Annotated in this window: 18 protein-coding genes; all 18 read right to left on the bottom strand. The window is 53.3% G+C overall.

The features are described 5' to 3' along the window. Positions 1-26: 26 nt before the first annotated feature. Positions 27-308 (bottom strand): YggT family protein, encoded by a 282-nt coding sequence (locus tag HRQ63_RS20660; protein WP_172247278.1) that lies wholly within the window; start codon positions 306-308, stop codon positions 27-29. A 16-nt stretch (positions 309-324) separates the two neighbouring features. Then, positions 325-777, bottom strand: a complete 453-nt coding sequence (locus HRQ63_RS20665) for a cell division protein SepF (RefSeq protein WP_172247067.1) — start codon at positions 775-777, stop codon at positions 325-327. 2 nt (positions 778-779) lie between these two features. Continuing rightward, positions 780-1,469 carry a YggS family pyridoxal phosphate-dependent enzyme gene (locus HRQ63_RS20670; RefSeq protein WP_172247068.1) on the bottom strand — a complete coding sequence of 230 codons (690 nt, stop codon included), beginning with the start codon at positions 1,467-1,469 and terminating at the stop codon, positions 780-782. Beyond that, positions 1,466-2,341, bottom strand: coding sequence for a peptidoglycan editing factor PgeF (pgeF, locus tag HRQ63_RS20675; RefSeq protein ID WP_172247069.1), 876 nt, complete (start codon positions 2,339-2,341; stop codon positions 1,466-1,468). The genes HRQ63_RS20670 and pgeF overlap by 4 nt, the downstream gene beginning before the upstream one ends. A 120-nt stretch (positions 2,342-2,461) precedes the next feature. Continuing rightward, positions 2,462-3,592 carry a cell division protein FtsZ gene (gene ftsZ / locus HRQ63_RS20680; protein ID WP_172247070.1) on the bottom strand — a complete coding sequence of 377 codons (1,131 nt, stop codon included), beginning with the start codon at positions 3,590-3,592 and terminating at the stop codon, positions 2,462-2,464. Positions 3,593-3,643: 51 nt separating this feature from the next. Next, entirely contained in the window at positions 3,644-4,897 is a 1,254-nt protein-coding gene (gene ftsA, locus HRQ63_RS20685) for a cell division protein FtsA (RefSeq protein WP_172247071.1), read from the bottom strand. A gap of 206 nt (positions 4,898-5,103) precedes the next feature. After that, positions 5,104-5,871: a cell division protein FtsQ/DivIB gene (locus HRQ63_RS20690; RefSeq protein WP_172247072.1), complete on the bottom strand. Its 768-nt coding sequence runs from the start codon at positions 5,869-5,871 to the stop codon at positions 5,104-5,106. A gap of 205 nt (positions 5,872-6,076) precedes the next feature. Further along, complete coding sequence (gene murG, locus HRQ63_RS20695; protein WP_172247073.1) at positions 6,077-7,210, bottom strand: undecaprenyldiphospho-muramoylpentapeptide beta-N-acetylglucosaminyltransferase; 1,134 nt, start codon at positions 7,208-7,210, stop codon at positions 6,077-6,079. A gap of 15 nt (positions 7,211-7,225) precedes the next feature. Beyond that, the gene (gene murD, locus HRQ63_RS20700; RefSeq protein WP_172247074.1) at positions 7,226-8,659 is read right to left on the bottom strand and encodes a UDP-N-acetylmuramoyl-L-alanine--D-glutamate ligase; all 1,434 of its coding nucleotides are present in this window, start codon (positions 8,657-8,659) and stop codon (positions 7,226-7,228) included. A 4-nt stretch (positions 8,660-8,663) separates the two neighbouring features. Continuing rightward, positions 8,664-9,629, bottom strand: a complete 966-nt coding sequence (gene mraY / locus HRQ63_RS20705) for a phospho-N-acetylmuramoyl-pentapeptide-transferase (protein ID WP_172247075.1) — start codon at positions 9,627-9,629, stop codon at positions 8,664-8,666. Positions 9,630-9,636: 7 nt separating this feature from the next. Beyond that, entirely contained in the window at positions 9,637-11,046 is a 1,410-nt protein-coding gene (locus tag HRQ63_RS20710; RefSeq protein ID WP_172247279.1) for a UDP-N-acetylmuramoyl-tripeptide--D-alanyl-D-alanine ligase, read from the bottom strand. Further along, a complete protein-coding gene (locus tag HRQ63_RS20715) occupies positions 11,046-12,533 on the bottom strand; it encodes a UDP-N-acetylmuramoyl-L-alanyl-D-glutamate--2,6-diaminopimelate ligase (RefSeq protein ID WP_172247076.1) in 1,488 nt (495 codons plus the stop codon). The genes HRQ63_RS20710 and HRQ63_RS20715 overlap by 1 nt, the downstream gene beginning before the upstream one ends. 113 nt (positions 12,534-12,646) lie before the next feature. After that, entirely contained in the window at positions 12,647-15,046 is a 2,400-nt protein-coding gene (locus HRQ63_RS20720; RefSeq protein ID WP_172247077.1) for a penicillin-binding transpeptidase domain-containing protein, read from the bottom strand. A gap of 114 nt (positions 15,047-15,160) precedes the next feature. Next, entirely contained in the window at positions 15,161-15,538 is a 378-nt protein-coding gene (locus HRQ63_RS20725; protein ID WP_172247078.1) for a hypothetical protein, read from the bottom strand. Between the two features lie 31 nt (positions 15,539-15,569). After that, a complete protein-coding gene (rsmH, locus tag HRQ63_RS20730; protein ID WP_172247079.1) occupies positions 15,570-16,526 on the bottom strand; it encodes a 16S rRNA (cytosine(1402)-N(4))-methyltransferase RsmH in 957 nt (318 codons plus the stop codon). A gap of 46 nt (positions 16,527-16,572) precedes the next feature. Next, positions 16,573-17,010, bottom strand: a complete 438-nt coding sequence (mraZ, locus tag HRQ63_RS20735) for a division/cell wall cluster transcriptional repressor MraZ (protein ID WP_172247080.1) — start codon at positions 17,008-17,010, stop codon at positions 16,573-16,575. Between the two features lie 213 nt (positions 17,011-17,223). Beyond that, positions 17,224-18,489: an adenosylhomocysteinase gene (locus tag HRQ63_RS20740; RefSeq protein WP_172247081.1), complete on the bottom strand. Its 1,266-nt coding sequence runs from the start codon at positions 18,487-18,489 to the stop codon at positions 17,224-17,226. Positions 18,490-18,511: 22 nt separating this feature from the next. Continuing rightward, positions 18,512-20,140 (bottom strand): bacillithiol biosynthesis cysteine-adding enzyme BshC, encoded by a 1,629-nt coding sequence (gene bshC / locus HRQ63_RS20745; protein WP_172247082.1) that lies wholly within the window; start codon positions 20,138-20,140, stop codon positions 18,512-18,514. Positions 20,141-20,238 lie beyond the last annotated feature (98 nt).

Consider the following 20,238-nt stretch of genomic DNA (forward strand, 5'->3'; position numbering starts at 1 on the left):
AAACTCCTCTGACATTCATGATCCGTTTACGCTATGGCACGAATCAACAATTGGAACAAATATAAAATTCCGCCTTGCACGAACTGCAGGACGAACAACGCGACGATCGGGGAAATATCCAGCATGCCGCCGATCGGCGGGATGAATCTGCGGAAAATGGACAAGTACGGCTCGGCGATTTTCCCCAGAATTACGCCGACTTGGCTTTCCCGAACATTGGGTACCCAAGACATAAGGATGTAAATAATCAGAATCCAAGAATAAATCTGGAATAACGTTGGGATGAGTTGATAAATCTGAATCAGCAATCCTACCAAGCTATCGTCACCTCATTTGATTAAATTCGTGATCCTCGCGAATCAGGTCCGCGATCGTACCTTCGACCTCGACCGTATCCGGCGTGCAAAGAAAGATGTCTCCTCCGACTTTGGATATGTTTCCGTTGATCGCATAGACCGTACCGCCCAAAAAGTCAATAATCCGTTTGGCATGGTCACGGCGCACTTGCTGCAAATTCACGACCACGGAACGATGCGCGCGCAGATGATCGGCAATCTGTTGGGCATCGTCGTACGTACGGGGCTCGACCAGAATCACCTTTACGTTTTTTTGCGAATGAATGCTCACCACGTTATTCGCTTTGCCGTTCTTCCGCGGTTCCTGATTGGCGGCCGATTCATACGGTTGATCATCGGACTCCACGACTTTTTCGCGCTCCACGATCTCCTCTTCTTCCTGCAGGCCGAGAAAATTCATAAAACGGTTCATGACACCCATCTTCAGTCCTCCTCTTTTCCTACCAGAATAGAGCCCAGGCGAACCCAGGTCGCACCTTCTTCAATGGCGACTTCAAAATCTCCCGACATGCCCATCGACAAATGTTCGATCGGCTTTGCTTGAACGTTTTTCGCATTCAATTCGTCTCGCAGCTCTCTCAATCCGCGAAAGACCGGTCGAGCCGACTCTGCGTCCGAATCAAACGGGGCCATGGTCATAAGTCCGATCACTTCGATGTGAGGGAATTCACCCAGCTGCCGGATAAAATCAAATACTTTTTCGGGCGGCAAGCCTGCTTTCGTATCTTCGCCCGACACATTAACCTGAACGAATGCTTTTAACGTTATATCGGCCGCTGACGCCTGGCGCTCCAGTTCTTTGGCCAGGGACAAACGGTCCAAGGAATGGATATACGCAAACTTGCCGATCACATCCTTCACCTTGTTGCTCTGGAGCTGGCCGATAAAATGCCAGATGCCTCGGCTTCCCAGCGCTTCCCACTTCGGTTTGGCGCTCTGCCAGCGATTTTCCCCAAGATGGACGATGCCGCTATCCAGCACTTGCTTTGTTTTGTCGACAGAAACGTATTTCGTCACCGCTACAATGTTCACTTCTTCGGGCGATCTGCCCGCGCGTTCACAAGCTTCCGATACGACCTTGTTCACGTGCGCGATCCGCTGTTCCAATGTCACCGGAACGTGCCTCCTTCTTTCAGTCCTATCCAGCTTGCCATTCTTCCGGTCTGTCCCTTTTCCTGTCTATGCGAAAAGAACAGATCGGTCCGGCTGCTCGTACACCAACTCGTGCACGCGATGCTTTCCGGACGTATTCCTGATCTTATCATAATGTGTCGGTTCAATTCTTTCAAGTTCAGCAGCGCTTTCCCGCCCCCGGAATCCGCGGAAAAGTCGGATAATTCGCGCGATCGGGCGGGTAAGTCCCGACTCAGCACTTCGCGTACCCGATCCAGCACGGTTGCGTCGACTTCATAACGGCTTTCGCCGATGCAAGGTCCGATCGCGGCGAGGATATCTTCGGAGCGGCTGCCGTATTGTTCGTTCATTTTTTCTACCATGCGAAGGCCGATCTCCGCGACGGTTCCTTTCCATCCGGCATGCGCAAGACCGACAACCAGCTTGACCGGATCGAAAAAGTACAGCGGCACGCAATCGGCATAAAACGAAGTAAGCAGCACGCCCGGAACATTGGTGAGGAGACCGTCCGTATCGGGAAAAGCACTCTCGCGATCCAGCCGTCCCCGGCCGCGATCCGCTGCGGTCACAACCGCAATCTCGGCCAAGTGCACCTGCTCGCCGCTCGTCCAATCTTCAAAACGAAACCCTGCCGCTTCTGCCACTCTGGAGCGATTTTCCGCCACGGCTTCCGGATCGTCGCCCACATGCAGCGCGCAGTTCAATTCGGCATGATACCCTTTGCTTACCCCACCTGAGCGTCCCGTAAAACCTGCACTTAAGTAATCAAGACTTTTCCAAGCTGCAATATCGAATACTTCAGCTCCGTTATCCGCCACTCGACGGACAAACGGCTCTTGAAAGCTTGTCATTTCTCTCGCTTCCTCCTTACCGGCATGCGGGTAGCGCTTTATCGACGCTTCCCTTTCTCTATTGAAAAAAGATCCGCTTCCGAGTGACGAAAGCGGATCTCCCTTGAATCGGACTGCTTTTTAATCGTTGTTTTGGCGTGAACGGTTGCGCAGGAACGTAGGGATGTCCAACTGATCTCCGCCTTGCTGTTGAGGATCAAAGGCCGGACGCTGCGGCTGCTGCTGCGAACGGTCGTTTTGAGCTTCAGGCTGTTGTTGAGTCGAAGGTTTGCGGACGATCGGCTTCAATGGAGCAGGTTTGTGTTCAAACCCGGTTGCGATGACCGTTACCTTGATCTCTTCCTTCATGTTCTCGTCGATGATCGCACCGAAGATCATGTTGACTTCCGGATCGGAAGCCTCGATGACGATTTCCGCCGCTTCGTTAACTTCGTACAGCGACAGATTCGATCCGCCGGTGATGTTCATGATTACGCCTCTGGCGCCTTCGATGGACGTTTCGAGCAGCGGGCTCATGATCGCTTTGCGCGCCGCATCCGCCGCACGGTTTTCGCCTGCTGCTTCCCCGATTCCCATCAACGCGGAACCGCGCTCGGTCATGATCGTTTTCACGTCCGCGAAGTCAAGGTTGATCAGACCCGGAACCGCGATCAAATCGGAAATGCCTTGAACGGCTTGACGCAATACGTTATCCGCTTCACGGAAGGCTTCGAGCATCGGCGTTTTCTTATCGACGATCTCAAGCAACCGGTCGTTCGGAATGACGATAAGCGTATCTACCTTTTCCTTCAGCGCTTCAATGCCCAGCTCGGCTTGACCGGCGCGTTTGCGGCCTTCGAACGTGAACGGACGCGTGACGACCCCCACCGTCAGCGCGCCGCACTCGCGAGCGATTTCCGCAATGACCGGAGCCGCGCCCGTTCCCGTACCGCCGCCCATACCCGCGGTGACGAATACCATATCCGCGCCTTTGAGCGTGTTGCTGATCAGTTCACGGGATTCTTCTGCCGCTTTTTTACCGACATCCGGATTGGCCCCCGCGCCAAGACCCCGAGTCAGCTTATCGCCGATCTGCAATTTGTGCTCCGACTTGGCCAAATGAAGGGCTTGCGCATCCGTATTGACCGTAATAAACTCCACGCCTTGCACGCCGTTCTCGATCATGCGGTTGACCGCATTGCTGCCGCCACCGCCAACGCCGATCACTTTAATGCGTGCCAGGCTCTCCATTTCGAAATCGAATTCCAACATATTCCTCCATCTCCCCCTCGTTTTCCTTGGATGGGCTCGTTTTTGTGTTCTTCATATAAATTCGCTAAACATATTTTTGAGCTTTTCTAGGAAACCGGTTTTCTGGCCCGTCTCCGGTTTTGGGCTCGATTGAGGACGGTTCACGGGCTTTTTACCCGGAACTGCGGCGCCCCGACTGCGATTCTTGCGAATCACGCTGTACAGGATACCGATTCCGCTGGCAAAAGCCGGGTCGCGAACGCCGATGTAATCAGGCACCGCGAGTCTGACGGATGCCGAAAGTTCGCTCTGCGCGACCTGCAAAACACCCGGCATCGCAACGGTTCCGCCACTCAGTACATACCCCCCGGAGATGTCCCGATAACCCATACGATGGATCTCCTGATGGATAAGTTGGAAAATTTCCTGAACACGCGGCTCGATAATCGCAGCCAAGTCTTCCTGGGTATATTCCTTCTCGACCGAGCTGCCGATCCGATTGACCTTGAATACGACGTCCGCCGCAGCGTCCGCCATCATGGCGCAACCGTACTTCAGCTTAACCTTTTCCGCTTGATCGGTTACTGTGCGCAAACCGTAGGCAATGTCATTCGTTACGTATTCGCCCCCGATCGGAAGCGTCGATACGGCTGCAAGATGGCCATTTTCGAAAATCGAAATCGTGGCCTGTCCCGCGCCGATGTCGAGCATCGCCGTACGCATCGTCTTTTCATCCTTGGTAAGTGCCAGCTGGCCGGCCCCGAGGGAAATCAGCACCAGTTCTTTCACCTTGAGGTCGGCTTTCTCCACGCAACGCAAGAGGTTATGTATAGCCGTCTTGGCGCCGGTGACGATCGTAGCTTCCACCTCCAGGCGGGATCCGATCATGCCCCGCGGATCCTGAATTCCCTCCAAGCCGTCAACCACGAACTGCTTGGCAACGACGTCGATGATTTCACGTTCCGGCGGAAGAGCCACAACCTCGGCGGCTTTGGTTACGCGTTCGATGTCGTCCTCTCCGATCTCGCGATCCTCGTTCGATACGGTTACGACTCCACGACTTGCTTGCAATCCGATATGGCTGCCCGATATGCCGACGTAAACTTCCGTTATTTGAATGCCGACCATTCGCTCGGCATGTTCCACGGCGCCGCGAATCGATTGGACGGTTTGATCGACGTCAACGATGGCGCCTTTTCGGATTCCTTCCGAATCGGCCGATCCAACTCCAATAATATTAAAGGTTCCATTACTGATTTCCCCGATAATAGCACGAACTTTGGATGTACCGATGTCCAAACTAACAATGATGTCATTGTTGCTCAAGCCCTTGGCACCTCCCGTTTGCAAAATTGATCACTTGGTTCGTTTAAAGCCGGGCTTTATTCGTATCTTCATAGAATAATTCAACACGGCTTAAACTTTCCCTCTTTCATTTCGAATTTTTTTATGCAGTTTGTGTATCTTTTTGCGAGAATACAGCAAACATTATAGCATCTTTTATAATCCGGGAGTAGCAGGCCTTAAGGCTCTTATTCGCCCGACTCGGTTTCGAGTTCGGCATTTACGAAAGGAACGTAAACATTGGCTTCGAACATTTTGATCGATCCCGGACTTTGGGTTTCGGTAATGCCGTCCAAAATTTCCAAGCGGTCTTTGAGCAGGGACACGGTGGTCTCCACTTCAAAACGCGATCGCGTGTAAATTCGGATTCTGTCGGGATACGATTCCGTGGAAGCCGGCATGATCTCGGACAGATCGGATAACAAACCGTCCGGCACCGAAGCCAACACGCGGCAAAGCCTTGCCTTTTCTTCTTCTTTCCCCTCCCATTCAGTCAGCATCGGCTTTTCGGCCGGCAGCCCCTGATCCCGAAGCGGAATCTCGGCGCCGCTGCCCAATAGAGCCTGTACGCTGCCGTCCTCAAGCAGCTCGTAAGCGACCGGACTGTACTCGTCTACGCGAAGCAGAATCTTCCCGGGAAACCGCTTCTCTACCGTCGCAGACTCGACCGCGTTCAGATTCGACACGATCCGCTGCTCGACGTTCGTTGCGCTCGACGCGAAGAATTGACCTCCGATACGCAGTCCCGCCGCTTCGATCACCGCCGAGCGGTCGACGTACACGTTGCCTTCGACTTCGATCTGCTGAATATGGCTTAGCGAAGAGCGGAAAAAAATAACGCTCAACGCTGCGACCAGCAGAACGGTCAGGAGCAGCCAAAGTTTCCAGCGTCCCTTGCGTCCGGGCTTGCGCGACTCTTGCTCTTGATTTTCGATCGGTTTAACGACTTTCAGCATGGCCATTCTCCATCCGGCCGCCAGACGTCCGTCCCGGAAGCACGACAAGACGAAGCCAAGCGGTTAATTGCACAGTACGCGGAATTTACGTCTCTTCCATATAAGCCCAATCTTATTTGCGGTTGGGCTTGCCTGTTCGGGCGACGGAATTTTGTGTTACGTTCATTATACACGTGCCGCGCTCGATGGCAAAGACGAAGGTTGCTCACAAAGCGCCCCGGCGAATGGCTTGGGCCCGCACGGCTAACTTTCGAAGCTCCGCCGTGATCACGGCCGCGGAATCCGGCTTGCCGAGCCTTGCCGAACATTCAGCCATTCTGAGCCGCAAATACTCATCTTGAACGACTGCTTCCACTGCCCTTAAAAGACTTTCCCCGCTGAGATCCCGCTCGGCAATCACAATGGCTGCTCCGTCGTCCTCCAACGCCCTGGCGTTGACTTCCTGATGATTATTGGTCACGTTCGGCGACGGAATCAATACGGCGGGAATCCCCAGAGAAGTCACTTCGGCCAAGAATGAAGCTCCCGCACGGCTGATGACAAGCATGGACGCCGCCAGCACTTCCGGCATGCGCTCCACGTAAGGCAGCACGTGCAGGTTGGAAGGCATTACCCACGGTGCCTCTTCCAAACTGCGCTTTGCCTCTTCGTAATACCGTTTACCCGTCACGTACACAAAGTGCACGTCCGGCATGCGCACGATATCCGTGACCATTTGCAGCATGGCCTCGTTAATCGCTTTTGCCCCGATACTTCCGCCAACCACAAGCACGACAGGCGTTCCTTGGGACAATCCCAATAAACGGAATCCTTCGGCGGCATTCGCCCGGTGAACCGTCGTGGCTCTCGGGTTCCCGCTGTACATCACTCTTTTAGCCTTGGGAAACTGATCCTGCGTGCCGTCGAAACTTACGGCGACCGTACTCACGTATCGGCTTAGAAAACGATTGGTCAGTCCGGGAATCGCATTCTGTTCGTGAATCAAGGTCGGAATTCGCAGTTTATGGGCAGCGTAGACCACAGGTCCGCATACATAACCGCCGGTTCCTACGACCACGTCGGGTTTGAACTTCTCCAACAACTCGGACGAAGCTTGCACGCCTTTTAAAAAACGAAGCACGGTCTTGATGTTATCTGCTGACAAACTTCGCCGAAAACCCGTAATATCAAGCGTTTCGAACGGCATGTCGGTTTCGGGAACGATTGAATTTTCCAATCCCCGCTTGCCTCCGATATACAAAAACTCGGTGTCGGGCCTGTCTGTCTTCAACTGTTCGGCAATGGCAAGAGCCGGATAAATATGTCCTCCCGTCCCGCCTCCGGTCAATACGACGCGCATACGATGTCCTCCCGTCTATTCGGATATCGAGCGAACGGCTTCCTTGAACAGGCGGCCTCGCTCCTCGAATGATGCGAACATATCCCAGCTCGCACAAGCCGGAGACAACAGCACGGTATCTCCGATTTCCGCCAATCGCCGAGCCTCGCGCACGGCTTGGCGCAGCGTATCTGCCGGATCTTCCATAGGCTCTACCACCGAAATGCGCTCGACTCCCGCGCGTCCGGCAACGCCTGCGATTTTCTCGCGCGTCTCCCCTAACGTAACGATCGCCTTGATCTTCGTTTGCATGGCCGGCATCAGTTCTTCGTAGTCGGAACCGCGGTCAAGACCGCCCGCAATCAGAACGACAGGTTGGTCAAAAGCCGACAATGCCGTGAGCGTCGCTTTGGAATTTGTTGCTTTCGAGTTGTTGTAGTAAAGAATGCCTCCGTGTTCGCCCAAGGCTTCCAGACGATGCTCCACGCCTCCGAAGCTGCTCAGAGGGCCTTTTAACGCGGCAGGATTCACTCCGGCGGCAATAGCCGCTGCGCAAGCCGCCATCGCATTCGCCGCATTGTATGCGCCCGGAATGCCGAGTTCCGAGGTTCTAATGATCTCGTGAACCTCTCCGGCCGCATCCCGATACACGATAAGACGCTCTATATCATCCGCTTCTCCGTCTGCCGGATAGGAAGGTGAAGCATAGACGCCTTCCAACTTCAGTTCTTCATTTAAGGAAAACGGAAGGACCCGCCCTTTCAAATAAGGCACCAGTTCGCGGCAGAATGGATCATCCCAGTTAATGATGCTTGTATCTTCCGGCGTCTGATTGACGAAAATCCGGGCCTTGGATGACGTATAATCTTCCATGGAACCATGATAATCCAGATGCGTCTCCGCCACGTTCAACAGACAAGCGATCCGCGGAGCAAAAGTCTGCGTGCCTTTGAGCTGGAAGCTGCTCAATTCGACAACAAGCCAATTGTCGTCTTTTGCTTCCAGCGCGGCATCGCAGAGCGGGGTGCCGATATTGCCTGCAACGATAGGCTTTAATCCGGCACCTTCCAGCATATTGCCGATCCAGGTCGTCGTGGTCGTTTTCCCGTTCGAACCCGTGATGCCGATGATCGGGGCCGATGACAAGTGATAAGCGACTTCAACCTCCGTCACGACTTCGATTCCAAGCTCCAAAGCTTTGGCAATAGGCGGAGCCGAATACGGGATACCCGGATTCTTAATAACCAAAGCGACGTCCGAACGAATCAAATCGTCCGGATGCCCGCCGCAGACCACCGAAATCCCCAGGTCTTCAAGCACGGCGGCTTCCGGACTTTCTTCGCGAGGTTTACGGTCATTAACCGTCACTTTTGCGCCGAAAGCGTGCATGGTTTTGGCCGCCGACACGCCGCTTCGAGCCAGACCCAAAACGACAACTTCCCGATTTGCATACTCCTTTGGATGTTCCATCTCTCTACAGCCCCTTATCCAGATAAAGTCCGATAGCCGCCAAAATCAACGATACGGCGAAGAAAATCCCGACGATTCGCCATTCCGACCAGCCGGACAATTCGTAATGGTGATGAATCGGACTCATTTTGAAGATTCGTTTGCCGCGCGTTTTAAAAGAAATGACCTGAAGCACGACGGACAGCATTTCGATGACGAAGACGCCGCCGATAATCAGGAACAAAAACTCGTGCTTGGTCAAAATCGCAATCATTCCGATCGCTCCGCCGATGCCGAGCGACCCGGTATCTCCCATGAATACTTTGGCCGGATTCGCGTTGTACACCAAAAAACCTAGTGCCGCGCCTGCCATTGCAGAAGCCGCGAGAGCTGATGGAAATTGCGTCGCCTGCACGGCAATCAGCGCGTAGGCGCCGAACGCCGGAACGCTGACCGCCGAAAGCAAGCCGTCTACGCCGTCCGTAAAATTGACCGCATTGGATATCGCCAGCAGCATCAACACGATAAACGGATAGTAAAACCATGCTCCCCAATCAAAAGAGAACGAGGTGCCCGGAATCGACAACGCCGTGCTATGGCCCGAGTCGATCAGCAACCAGCAGGCAACCGCGGAAAACAAAAGCTGTCCCAGCAATTTTTGCAAAGAGGTTAAACCCAATGAACGTCTTTTCAATATTTTGATCCAATCATCCAAAAAACCAACCAACCCGAAACCGAGCGTTACAACCAATATCACATAAAATTCGGTATTGACGACGGAAAATTTGACGAAGGCCAGCGTAAAAGCCAACAGAATGACTACACCGCCCATTGTAGGCGTTCCGGCCTTCTTCAAATGCCCTTGGGGCCCTTCGCCGCGAACCTGCTGACCCAGCTTTAGTTTTTGCAGCAACGGGATGCACAGCGGGCCTGCCAATACGGCAAGAATAAATGAAACAGCGGCCGTCACAAATAAAAGCTGCAAATCCATAAGTCTATTAAACTCCTTCTATAACTAGTGGCTCGTCGCGCAGGGCATAGACCACTTCTTCAAGCTTCATGCCGCGCGAAGCTTTGACCAGAACGGCATCGTCCGGCTTCAAATTCCGGCGTAGATGGGCGATCATTTCCTCTTTGTCGAGGAAAGCATGCACGGACCCTGCTCCCATCGTCTCCAGGGCACCTTCTGCCGAGTCGGCAGACAACGGCCCGTACGCATAAATCGCACGGATTCCCGCCTTCGCGGCATAACGTCCGATTTCCCGATGATACTCGCGCTCTTGTTCGCCCAGCTCCAACATATCGCCAAGTACCAATATATTTGAGGCGTATCCGTCCAGCGCGGCAAGCACATCGATTGCGGCACGCGCCGAAGTCGGGCTTGAGTTATAGGCGTCGTTCAAAATCGTCAGCCCCGATATGCCGACTAAACGCTCGATTCGCATGCCCGTCAATTGCATCGTCGCAAGCCCGTCTTTCATTTTGGCCGACCCGACACCAAAGGTGCGAGCTGCGGCCATCGCCGCAAGCGCGTTGGTTACGTTATGGCTGCCGAGTACGGGAAGGGAGAAACACAGGTCTCCTTCGCTGCGAGCAGAAAAGGTCATGCCTCCGCCTCGGCGCATCATGCCTGTCGGATAATCGTCGTTGGTACCTTCCAGGCCGAACGTAAACGTACGAAGCCCTTCAGGCAGCGAATGTTCAATCTCCTTCAACACAAGCGGAATCAGCGGTTCATCGCCGTTGTACACGAGCAGACCGCCCGGCTTGATTCCCGAAGCAATCTCCAATTTGGCACGGGCGATATTCTCCCGACTGCCCAGATTGAGCAGATGAGACTCTCCGATATTCGTGACGATCGCAACATCGGGAGGCGCGATCTTGGCTAATAAGGCAATCTCGCCAAGATCGCTCATGCCCATTTCAAGCACGACAATCTCGGTATCTTCCGGCATCGACAGCAAAGTCAGCGGCAGCCCCAGATGGTTATTGAAATTCCCCTGTGTTTTGTGAACGCGGAAAGAATCGCCCAGCAGAGCAAACACCATATCCTTGGTTGTCGTTTTGCCGTTGCTGCCTGTAATTCCGATAACCTTAGCACCGCTCTCAAGCAGATACGCGGAAGATAATTGTTGAAGAGCTTCAAGCACATCCTCGACTTCAATCAATGCACCTTCGGGAGCCCCTTCGCGTCCACGCTGCCACAGCGAAGCTCCGGCGCCTGCTTGCAAAGAACCTTCGACGAACGCATGTCCGTCCACATTCGCTCCGCCAAGCGGCACGAAAAGAACGTCGGTCGTGATTTTGCGGGAATCGATAGCGACTCCGGCAATCTTTTTTTCCGGGGAGGCCGTACCGATCAGTCGGCCTCCGCACATATCGGCAACCTGGCCGAGTGTCCGTTCAATCACTTTGCGACTCCCCTTACGGCTTCCGCTGCAACAAGACGATCGTCGAAGTCCAGCACCTGTTTGCCCACCAATTGATACGTCTCATGTCCTTTACCCGCGATCAGCACCACGTCTCCGGGCTGCGCTTCGGCAACAGCCAAGCGAATCGCTTCCGCACGATCAACAACCAGAGTATAACGGGATTTTTCTACGCCGTCTTCAATCAAGCCTGCTTCGATATCTTTCAAAATGGCATCCGGATCTTCGGTACGCGGGTTATCCGAAGTTACGTAAGCGATATCGCTGTATTTCACCGCAATGCGTCCCATGATCGGTCGTTTCGTCCGATCGCGGTCCCCTCCGCAGCCGAAAACGCACAATACGCGCTTTTCCGCAAATTCAACAACCGTTTTCAGCACATTTTCCAGACCGTCAGGCGTATGCGCATAATCGACGATAATCGCAAACGGCTGTCCGGCGTCGACCGCTTCCACGCGACCGTCTACCCCTGCAACCGACTCCAGACTTTGCTTGATCCGATCCAGCTCCACGCCTTCGATCAGCGCAGCCGTAATCGCAGCCAGGGCGTTATAGACATTGAATTTGCCGACCATGCGCAGTTGGATGTCGGCCGAGCCCTTGAATGTATCCACATGGAAAAACGTTCCTTTAGCCGTGATCTGAATTTCTGAAGCACGAACGTCGCAATCCTGTTCCACGCCGTAAGTGACGACTTCCGCGGAAGTCATCTTCGCATATTCCGCCGATGCTTCGTCGTCCGCATTTAATACTGCATATTTGCGCTCGGACAAATCCGCCGGAAGCGCATTGCCCAGGCGAGAAAAGAACAAGCCTTTGGCTGCGCGATATTCCTCCATCGAGTGGTGATAATCCAGATGATCTTGAGACAAATTGGTGAAAATGGCCGTGCGGTAATCCGTTCCCTTCACGCGTCCTTGCTCCAATGCGTGAGAAGAAACTTCCATGACGCAGCATTCCACGCCCCGGTTGACCATGTCCGCAAGCGAACGCTGCAGTCCCAGCGATTCCGGCGTCGTGCCGGACATCGGGAACGTCTCGCCGTCGTAGCGCATTTGGATCGTGCCGATCAAGCCCGTGTTCACGCCGTGATCTTGCATGATGCGTTCGATCAAGTAAGTCGTAGTCGTTTTGCCGTTCGTTCCGGTTACGCCGATCATGCGCATTTTGCGGCTCGGTTCGTTAAAGAACGCGTTCGCCAACACCGCCATCGCCATACGGCTGTCCCGCACGAGCAGCTGCGGCAGCTTCGTATCCAGTTCACGTTCAACGACAAGCGCGACCGCGCCTTGTTCTTCGGCTTGCTTCGCATAGTCATGCCCGTCTACGGTGAACCCGGGCAAACAGATGAACAAATCACCCGTACCCGCTTTACGGGAATCGATTTCGATCCCCGTACATTCCGTATCTCCGTTGCCGATCAATCGAGCCGTAATCAATTGTTGCGCCAGTTGGTCCAATCGCATAGCCTATTCTCCCCTTATTTCATTATTCATGTTTAAGCAGCCTCCGCCGTTCCCTTATGCCCGAGCCGCAAAATGCCCGAGCCCGCCAATGGCAGGCCCGGGCAGTGCTTCCCTCAGTTGAGCGGAGCTGCATCGCTTTCCGGCGCGGGATCGGCCGGGACAACGGTTCCGCCGTCGATTACCGGATCGCTGGTTTCGGTCTCCGCGCTTTCTTCGACAGGCTCGTCGGCCACGGCTTCCCCGCCGATAGACACGTCTTCGGATTCGGTGTCTTCCGTACCTGTTATCGTCGTTTTCGCCGACTTTAGCGTCAGGACCACGATCCGATGGCCTTCGGCATTTTGGGTCAATCTTTGTTCGGAAACGAACCCCGAACCTTTTGTGCTGATCGATACATTCAACAAAGTCAAAATATCGACGGCATCCCGAAGCGACAATCCGGTCAGGTCAGGCACGCTCATTTCGTCTTTGTCTTCCGTGAGCAAATAAATTTTTTGTCCGGCATACATCGCGCTTCCTGCGGAAGGATACTGTTCAAGAACGGTTGCCCCTGCTCCTACCTGCTCGTAAGCGACGCCTTCGTCCAGAAGTTTCGACTTCGCGTCTTCAAGCTTCATTTTCAACAAATTCGGAGCCGTGACTTTAAGCAGCGTTTCTCCGGTTTCGGCGTTTTCGCTTTGGCTTTGAATTTCGGTGTCGGAAAACTTTTTGGCGACGCCCATATATTCAAGCGTTTGGGACAAAATTTCTTTGGCGATCGGCGCAGCGATTCTGCCGCCGCTCGCGTTCGGATCTTCCGGTTCGTCCAACATAACGAAGATCGCCACTTTGGGATCGTCCGCCGGAGCGTAACCGATAAAAGAAACGGCCGAGCGCGTTTTGTCGTAAGCATTCCCCGAAGCATCGACGGTACCCGTTTTTTCGGCGGTACCCGTTTTGCCCGCTACGCGGTAACCGGGGATATATGCGTTTCGTCCCGTACCGATTTCTTGGTCCGACACGACTTGTTCCAGATAACCGCTGACGGCTTTTGCCGTTTCCGGCGTAATCACGTCGCGAACTTTTTCGACTTCGTTCCGTTTGATCACTTCGCCCGTTTGCGGATTGCTTTCCGATTGGACGATATGAGGCTTCAATAATTTGCCGCCGTTGGCTACCGCGGAAATCGCCGCGATCTGCTGAATCGGGGTTACGGCCACGTTATGTCCGAACGTGATCGCAGCCTGATCGATCAACGGACTATTTTCGGTTACGTTCATCGTGCCTTTGAGTTCGCCGGGCAATTCGATGCCGGTCGGCTCGCCGAATCCGAAGTTTTTGATGTATTCGGTCAGTTTGCTCGTTCCGACCATTTCCATCCCCAATTTGACGAACGCCACGTTACTTGAATGTTTGACGCCTTTCAAATAAGAAATGGTTCCCCAATTCCGGCTGACGTCGTGCACGGTCTGCCTGCCGATTTGAATAGCGCCCGATTGGTACTCGGCATTGGGATTGAATTTTCCTTCTTGCACCGCCGCGGACAGCGTCACGATCTTGAACGTGGAACCCGGTTCGTATTGTCCGGTAACGGACAGATTATTAAAATCTTCAAGCGCCTTTACGCCGGAATATTCGTTCGGATCGAACGTCGGCATATTCACCATCGCCAAAATGTCCATCGTATTGGGATCGGCCACGATGATGGAAGCACTTTTCGGCTTGTATTGCTCGAAAGCCTTTTTCGCCGCTTGCTCGGCATAATACTGAATGGTGCTGTCGATCGTCAATTGGATCGAAGTGCCGTCCTTCGGTGCGACGACCTCGCTGCTGCCTTCGGGCAGTTCGACGCCTTTGGCGTCTCTTTGATAAGCGATCCTGCCGTCCTCGCCTTTCAACTGGTCTTCAAAGTAGGACTCGATGCCGTACTTCGGATTTCCGTCGTTATCGACGAAGCCGAGCACATTGGCCGCCAGCGTATGCTGGGGATAGAAACGCTTGATCTGATCATCGAAAACGATGCCGATATCTGTCGTTTCGCTCAGTTCCTTTTCTTTTCGAACCGCGGCGATCTCCGTTTCGATCTCCGCTTTGAGATCGCCGTCGATCTTCCAGCCTTGCGGACGAACCTCGACCCAGACGCTGGGATCGCCTTTTTTATAGGTGCCCGACTCGCTGTCCTTTTCGTAAGTGCGCGAAACCATCTCCCGCAGCTTATCTTCGGATACGCCCAGCTTATTGTGCAGGATTTCCACGACGTCGTCCGCGGTTCCCCGCTTACCGATAATATTAGGTTCCACCACGACGGAATAGGCCGGCGAGTCTACGGCAAGTTCTTTGCCGTTGCGATCCGTGATGGCGCCTCGCTCCGAACGCAGAATCTTGGAAGCCGACCATTGATCGACGGCTTGCTTATGCCAGAAATCGCCTTGAATAATCTGAAGAAAAAAAACTCTTCCGACCAGAACGAGAAAAAAGAGGGTAATCCCCCCTCCGATTAACAGCGTGCGCATTCTTACTCTTTTTGTCAGCATGGCGATAGAACCTCCTGCTTGTTTCGATCAACGCTTTCGCGCGGGGCTAGGCGCCGAAAGGCGCCATGGCCGCTTTCTTTACTCATTATTCGCGTCTGCTGCCGGTGCTTGCGATTATTCGCCGCTTTTACGCTCGACGAAGATCGGCTCGTGTTCCGTCGCTTGGACAAGACCCAAGGCCAGTGCTTTCGGTACGATATCCTGACGCAGTTCCTGCTGATCGCGCTGTGCCTGCGCGATATCCTTGTTAATTTGATTCGTCTGGCTCTGAACCGACGCGATCTGATGATTCAGGTCATAGATATGTACGTATCGCCATGCCACGATACTGCACAAGGCGACCGCGACCAGCACGCTGGCCAGATAAAGCATTTTTTCCCGCATCGGGAGTTCGACCCGGCGGGTCACTACCGTTGTCTTTTGCCGGTACTGCTGTGAAGATTGCTGCTTCTCCCGTTCCCGGATCGCCAGATTTCCGCGTGTCTGTGCCATTGATCAATCTCCTCATTTTGGAAGTCAAATTTTATTTCGTTTTTTCCGCCACTCTAAGTTTGGCCGAACGCGCTCTCGGATTTTGCTCGATTTCTTCATCCGTAGGCAAAGTCGGCTTGCGGTTGATTAATTTGATGCTGTTCGGTCCTTCGTACACTTCCACCGGGAATCCGGGAGGAGCAACGTTTTTGCCGGTGTAGCCCAGCAAAATCTGTTTACAGATTCTGTCTTCGAGCGAATGGAAAGTAATGACGCTCACGCGCCCGCCTTTCGCCAAACATTTGACCGAAGCATGCAGCGCGTCTTCAAAAGCGGACAATTCATCGTTGACTGCAATGCGCAAAGCCTGGAAACTGCGCTTGGCCGGGTGACCGCCCGTTCTTCTTGCCGCGGCCGGAATGCCTTCCTTGATAATCTCCGCAAGTTCCGTCGTGGTCTCGATCGGTTGTTTCGCTCGATACTGCCCGATCTTGCCCGCGATGCGACGCGAGAATTTCTCTTCGCCGTACCGATACAAAATACGCGCGATATCTTCCTCCGACCATTCGTTAACGATGATTTTCGCCGTCAGCTCGGAAGAACGATCCATTCGCATATCGAGCGGCGCTTCGTGATTATAGCTAAATCCTCGAGATGCTTCGTCAAATTGAGGCGAAGAAACGCCAAGGTCAAACAAAAAACCGTCCACTTGCGGATTGCCTTCTTCGTCAAGCGGAACGCCGGACTTCTTCAGCGCATGCTCCAATTCCCGGAAGTTGGTCTTGACCAGCGTCACCCGATCTTCATACGCCGCAAGCTTCTCGCGTGCGTTATCGAGCGCCCAATCGTCTTGATCCAACGCGATCAAACGACCGCCTTCACCCAGCTGCGACGCAATCAATGCGCTGTGCCCGGCTCCGCCCAGCGTGCAATCGACATAAATGCCGTCCGGCTTAATGTTTAGCCCTGCGACCGCTTCTTCCTTTAGTACCGTGATGTGATGAAACAATTTCGTATCCCCCAGACGTACGCTGTCGAATTAATAAATATACGATTTAAAAGTCAATATCGAAATCGGATAGCTTCTCCGCAATGTCGCCGAAAGACTCTTCGGACTGCTTGTAGTAACGGTCCCAGTTGTCTCGGCTCCAAATTTCTACCCGGCTTCCTGCGCCGATCACGACGCATTCCTTGTCCAATTGCGCGTATTCGCGCAAGTTGGCGGGCAGGTTTGCTCTTCCCTGCTTATCCCATTCGCACTCTGCCGCACCCGAGAAAAAAAACCGGGTAAACGCTCTGGCATCGGACTTCATCAAGGGCAGGTTATTCAGCTTGCGTTCGAGAAGTTCCCATTCCTGTCCGGAGTAAACAAAAAGGCACTGGTCCAGTCCGCGCGTAATCACGCAAGCCGTGCCCAATTTTTCGCGGAATTTGGCCGGCATGATGATCCGTCCCTTGTCATCGATGTTATGTTTGTACTCCCCCATAAGCACCGCTTGACCACTCCTCGCCTTTTTTCCTCCACTTCATACCACTTTCCACCACTTACAGCATAATAGATTCGACGAGCAAAATCAAAGTCCTTCCGCAAATTTCACGATTTTTCGCCGAATTTGACGTTTTTTTCGAACTCATTCTCTGTTTTTCACAAAAAAGAGGCCGTTACTCCCTATTTGCAGGGAAATAACGGCCTGGCCGCATGCTGGTTAAACGTTCCAACTTTGCAGATATTGCTTTTGCATGTCGCTCAGTTCATCGATTTGAATGCCCATGCTTTCCAATTTGTAGCGCGCAACCTGCTCGTCCAGCTCGAACGGAACTTTGATCATATGATTGCCGATTTCTTCGTAATGCTCATTCACGTACCGAAGCGACAACGCCTGCAGAGCGAACGTCATATCCATGATTTCCGCCGGGTGGCCATCAGCCGCGCCCAGGTTCACCAATCGACCTTCAGCCAATAGGTAGATTTTACGTCCGTCCTTGAATTGATATTCTTCGATATTCTTACGCACGGTGCGGATCGATTCCGACCGCTCTTCCATATCCGGCTTGTTCACTTCAACATCGAAATGACCGGCATTGGACAGGATCGCCCCGTCCTTCATCACGTCGAAATGCTCGCCCGCGATCACGGCTTTATTTCCGGTTACGGTAATGAAGAAGTCGCCGAGCGGAGCTGCTTCTTTCATCGTCATGACGCGGAAACCTTCCATGTGCGCTTCAACGGCCTTGATCGGATCGATCTCGGTCACGATGACGTTGGCTCCCAACCCGCGAGCACGCATAGCCATCCCTTTTCCGCACCAACCATAGCCGACCACGACAACCGTTTTGCCGGCTACGATCAGGTTGGTCGTACGCATAATGCCGTCCCACGCAGATTGTCCGGTGCCGTAGCGGTTATCGAACAACGATTTGCAGAACGCGTCGTTGACGCCGATCATCGGGAGCTTTAGCGTACCTTCATTCTCCAGAGAGCGAAGCTTGATGATGCCGGTCGTCGTCTCTTCCGCCCCGCCGCGAATAGTCTTCAGCAATTCCGGACGCTCGCCGTGCAGGATAGTCGCCAGGTCGCCGCCGTCGTCGATAATCAAATCAGGCTCTGCTTCGAGCGCTTTGATATTGAGGGCTTTCAATTCTCCCGGAGCCGGTTGGTATTTCGCGTAAACGGTAATTCCGTCTTCAACCAATGCCGCGCACACATCGTCTTGGGTCGATAGCGGGTTACTTCCCGTAATCGTCACTTCCGCCCCGCCCGCTTGAATGACTTTGGCCAGATAGGCCGTCTTCGCTTCAAGATGCAGGCAAACGGATACTTTCAGCCCTTTAAAAGGTTGATCCTGTTCGAATTGTTCCCGAATCCGATTCAACACGGGCATATGCGCCGCCGCCCATTCGATCTTCAAGCGACCTTCCGGAGCAAGATTGATATCGGCAATGATGCTGTTTTGTTTCGCCAACGAACTCATCGTATCCCTCCTGTTTCTTCGCTTATACTTCGATAATCCGATGCCCGCCCGTCAGATCCGGTTCAACGCTCATCAGCGTGTCGATCCAATCCAAGCCATAGCGGTTCAGCGTATAAAAGACGGTGTACACGCGCTCCTGCGGACGATCCAGCGGGAATAACGTTTTGTACATTCGATCCCATCTGCGCAGCTCCGCTTCGTTTTGCCGGGCGATGGTCTGTTTGGTTTTGGTCTGTAAAAAAGAAATTTGATCGACGATCTTCGCCTGATTTTTCTCCCCCAGACTCGACAGGCCGGATTGAAGTTCACCCAAGCGTCCAATCAACGGTGCATATAAACGTTCAAATTCGGCTTTTACCTGTTCAAACATTCCGTCCATGCCCAGCTTATCCTGCTCGGCCAGCCAAGCTTCTTTTCGAGATTCAAAACGCTCCATGACATCCTCGAAAGTCAAACCGTACTGCTGCATATGCTTCTTCGTCACCGGATCAAGCAGCGTGAACGACATACGGGGCAGCAAAATCGGCATTTGCATGCCTGCGACCTTGAATCCGTCCTTCGTACCTGCCCAGTAAGCGATCTCGCCCAGTCCCAACACCGCTTGAAGCACCGGGAACAAATAATCCTGCATCAGCGGACGGGTCAAGACGTTATTGCTGAATCGCTCGGGACATCGTTCCAATAGATCAAGCAATTCTTCTTTGGCAAAAATGACGGTACCGCGACGATCCATGAATTTTCCGTCCTGCTTATACAACAACATGCGCTGGCCTTCATGGATATAGAACAGATTCGCTGCGCCTTCTACGGCTTGAGCCTGCTGCTCGTAACCAAGCTCTTCTATTCGTGCGGCGGCAGTCAGATAAGCCTGTTCGAATTCGTCGCTCCGCTCGATCAATTGCTTGAACATCGGACGTTCGATCGCCCGCAGCGCCGGATCGGCAGAATCAACCAACACCAGACCGTAACGACCGAATAAACGGCCCACCAATCTGGCAAAACCTTCGCTTAAGTTCGATGCCTGTGCAAGCTCGCCTCGCAAAAGCTCCAAGATCTCTGTTTTGAATTCGGAGTCTGCCAAGACAAGCTCAAGTTCCGTAATGGCTTCTTCCCATTTTTTCTTCGGAACCGCAACCTGGCTGACCGAAGATTTCCCGTCATGCCAAGATTCCATGCGCAGTCTGCGTACTTCAAGCTCCGAAGTCAACACATAAGTATGATCGGCTTCGTCCCAATCATGATCTTCGCCGGCAATCCAAAATACCGGCACGACCTCACGACCGAGCTTTTGCGAAGCCATACGAGCAGCATGGACAATCGTTGCCGCCTTATATACAACGAGCAGTGAACCGGTAAACAATCCGCTCTGCTGCCCACCTACGACGACGAGCGACTGCTCGTCCTTTAATTTCTCCAACGACTCACGTACGGCCGGATCATCGTTATAGGTTGCGTTGTAAGACGTCAACACCTTTACCAGCGCGTTGCGGTCAACACGCGGACGATGAGCGGTATCCAGCCATTCAGCACGATGCTGAAGCGATTGATCGCTTTGTAAATCGTATTCGTATAATTCATGTGCATGTTGCCCACGCACGTAATCTTCTCCCAAGGCCGAACCCTTGCGAAGCGCCTGCGGAATGACATTCATGTCTGGCCTTGCCTCCTGTCTGCAATCTGCTTAAACCCTTCTTGATTGTACCCAATCGCTCCCAAGTCGTCAAAATAACTTTCATCCTTTTCGGAAGA

It is taken from the genome of Saccharibacillus endophyticus (assembly GCF_013185185.1).
Taxonomy (GTDB): Bacteria; Bacillota; Bacilli; order Paenibacillales; family Paenibacillaceae; genus Saccharibacillus; species Saccharibacillus endophyticus.

Coding starts and splice junctions, on each gene's coding strand:
- HRQ63_RS20665 (WP_172247067.1), bottom strand. CDS start 777: ATGGGTGTCATGAACCGTTTTATGAATTTTCTCGGCCTGCAGGAAGAA.
- pgeF (WP_172247069.1), bottom strand. CDS start 2,341: ATGACAAGCTTTCAAGAGCCGTTTGTCCGTCGAGTGGCGGATAACGGA.
- ftsZ (WP_172247070.1), bottom strand. CDS start 3,592: ATGTTGGAATTCGATTTCGAAATGGAGAGCCTGGCACGCATTAAAGTG.
- HRQ63_RS20690 (WP_172247072.1), bottom strand. CDS start 5,871: ATGCTGAAAGTCGTTAAACCGATCGAAAATCAAGAGCAAGAGTCGCGC.
- murG (WP_172247073.1), bottom strand. CDS start 7,210: ATGCGCGTCGTATTGACCGGAGGCGGGACGGGAGGACATATTTATCCG.
- murD (WP_172247074.1), bottom strand. CDS start 8,659: ATGGAACATCCAAAGGAGTATGCAAATCGGGAAGTTGTCGTTTTGGGT.
- mraY (WP_172247075.1), bottom strand. CDS start 9,629: ATGGATTTGCAGCTTTTATTTGTGACGGCCGCTGTTTCATTTATTCTT.
- HRQ63_RS20715 (WP_172247076.1), bottom strand. CDS start 12,533: ATGCGATTGGACCAACTGGCGCAACAATTGATTACGGCTCGATTGATC.
- HRQ63_RS20720 (WP_172247077.1), bottom strand. CDS start 15,046: ATGCTGACAAAAAGAGTAAGAATGCGCACGCTGTTAATCGGAGGGGGG.
- HRQ63_RS20725 (WP_172247078.1), bottom strand. CDS start 15,538: ATGGCACAGACACGCGGAAATCTGGCGATCCGGGAACGGGAGAAGCAG.
- HRQ63_RS20740 (WP_172247081.1), bottom strand. CDS start 18,489: ATGAGTTCGTTGGCGAAACAAAACAGCATCATTGCCGATATCAATCTT.
- bshC (WP_172247082.1), bottom strand. CDS start 20,140: ATGAATGTCATTCCGCAGGCGCTTCGCAAGGGTTCGGCCTTGGGAGAA.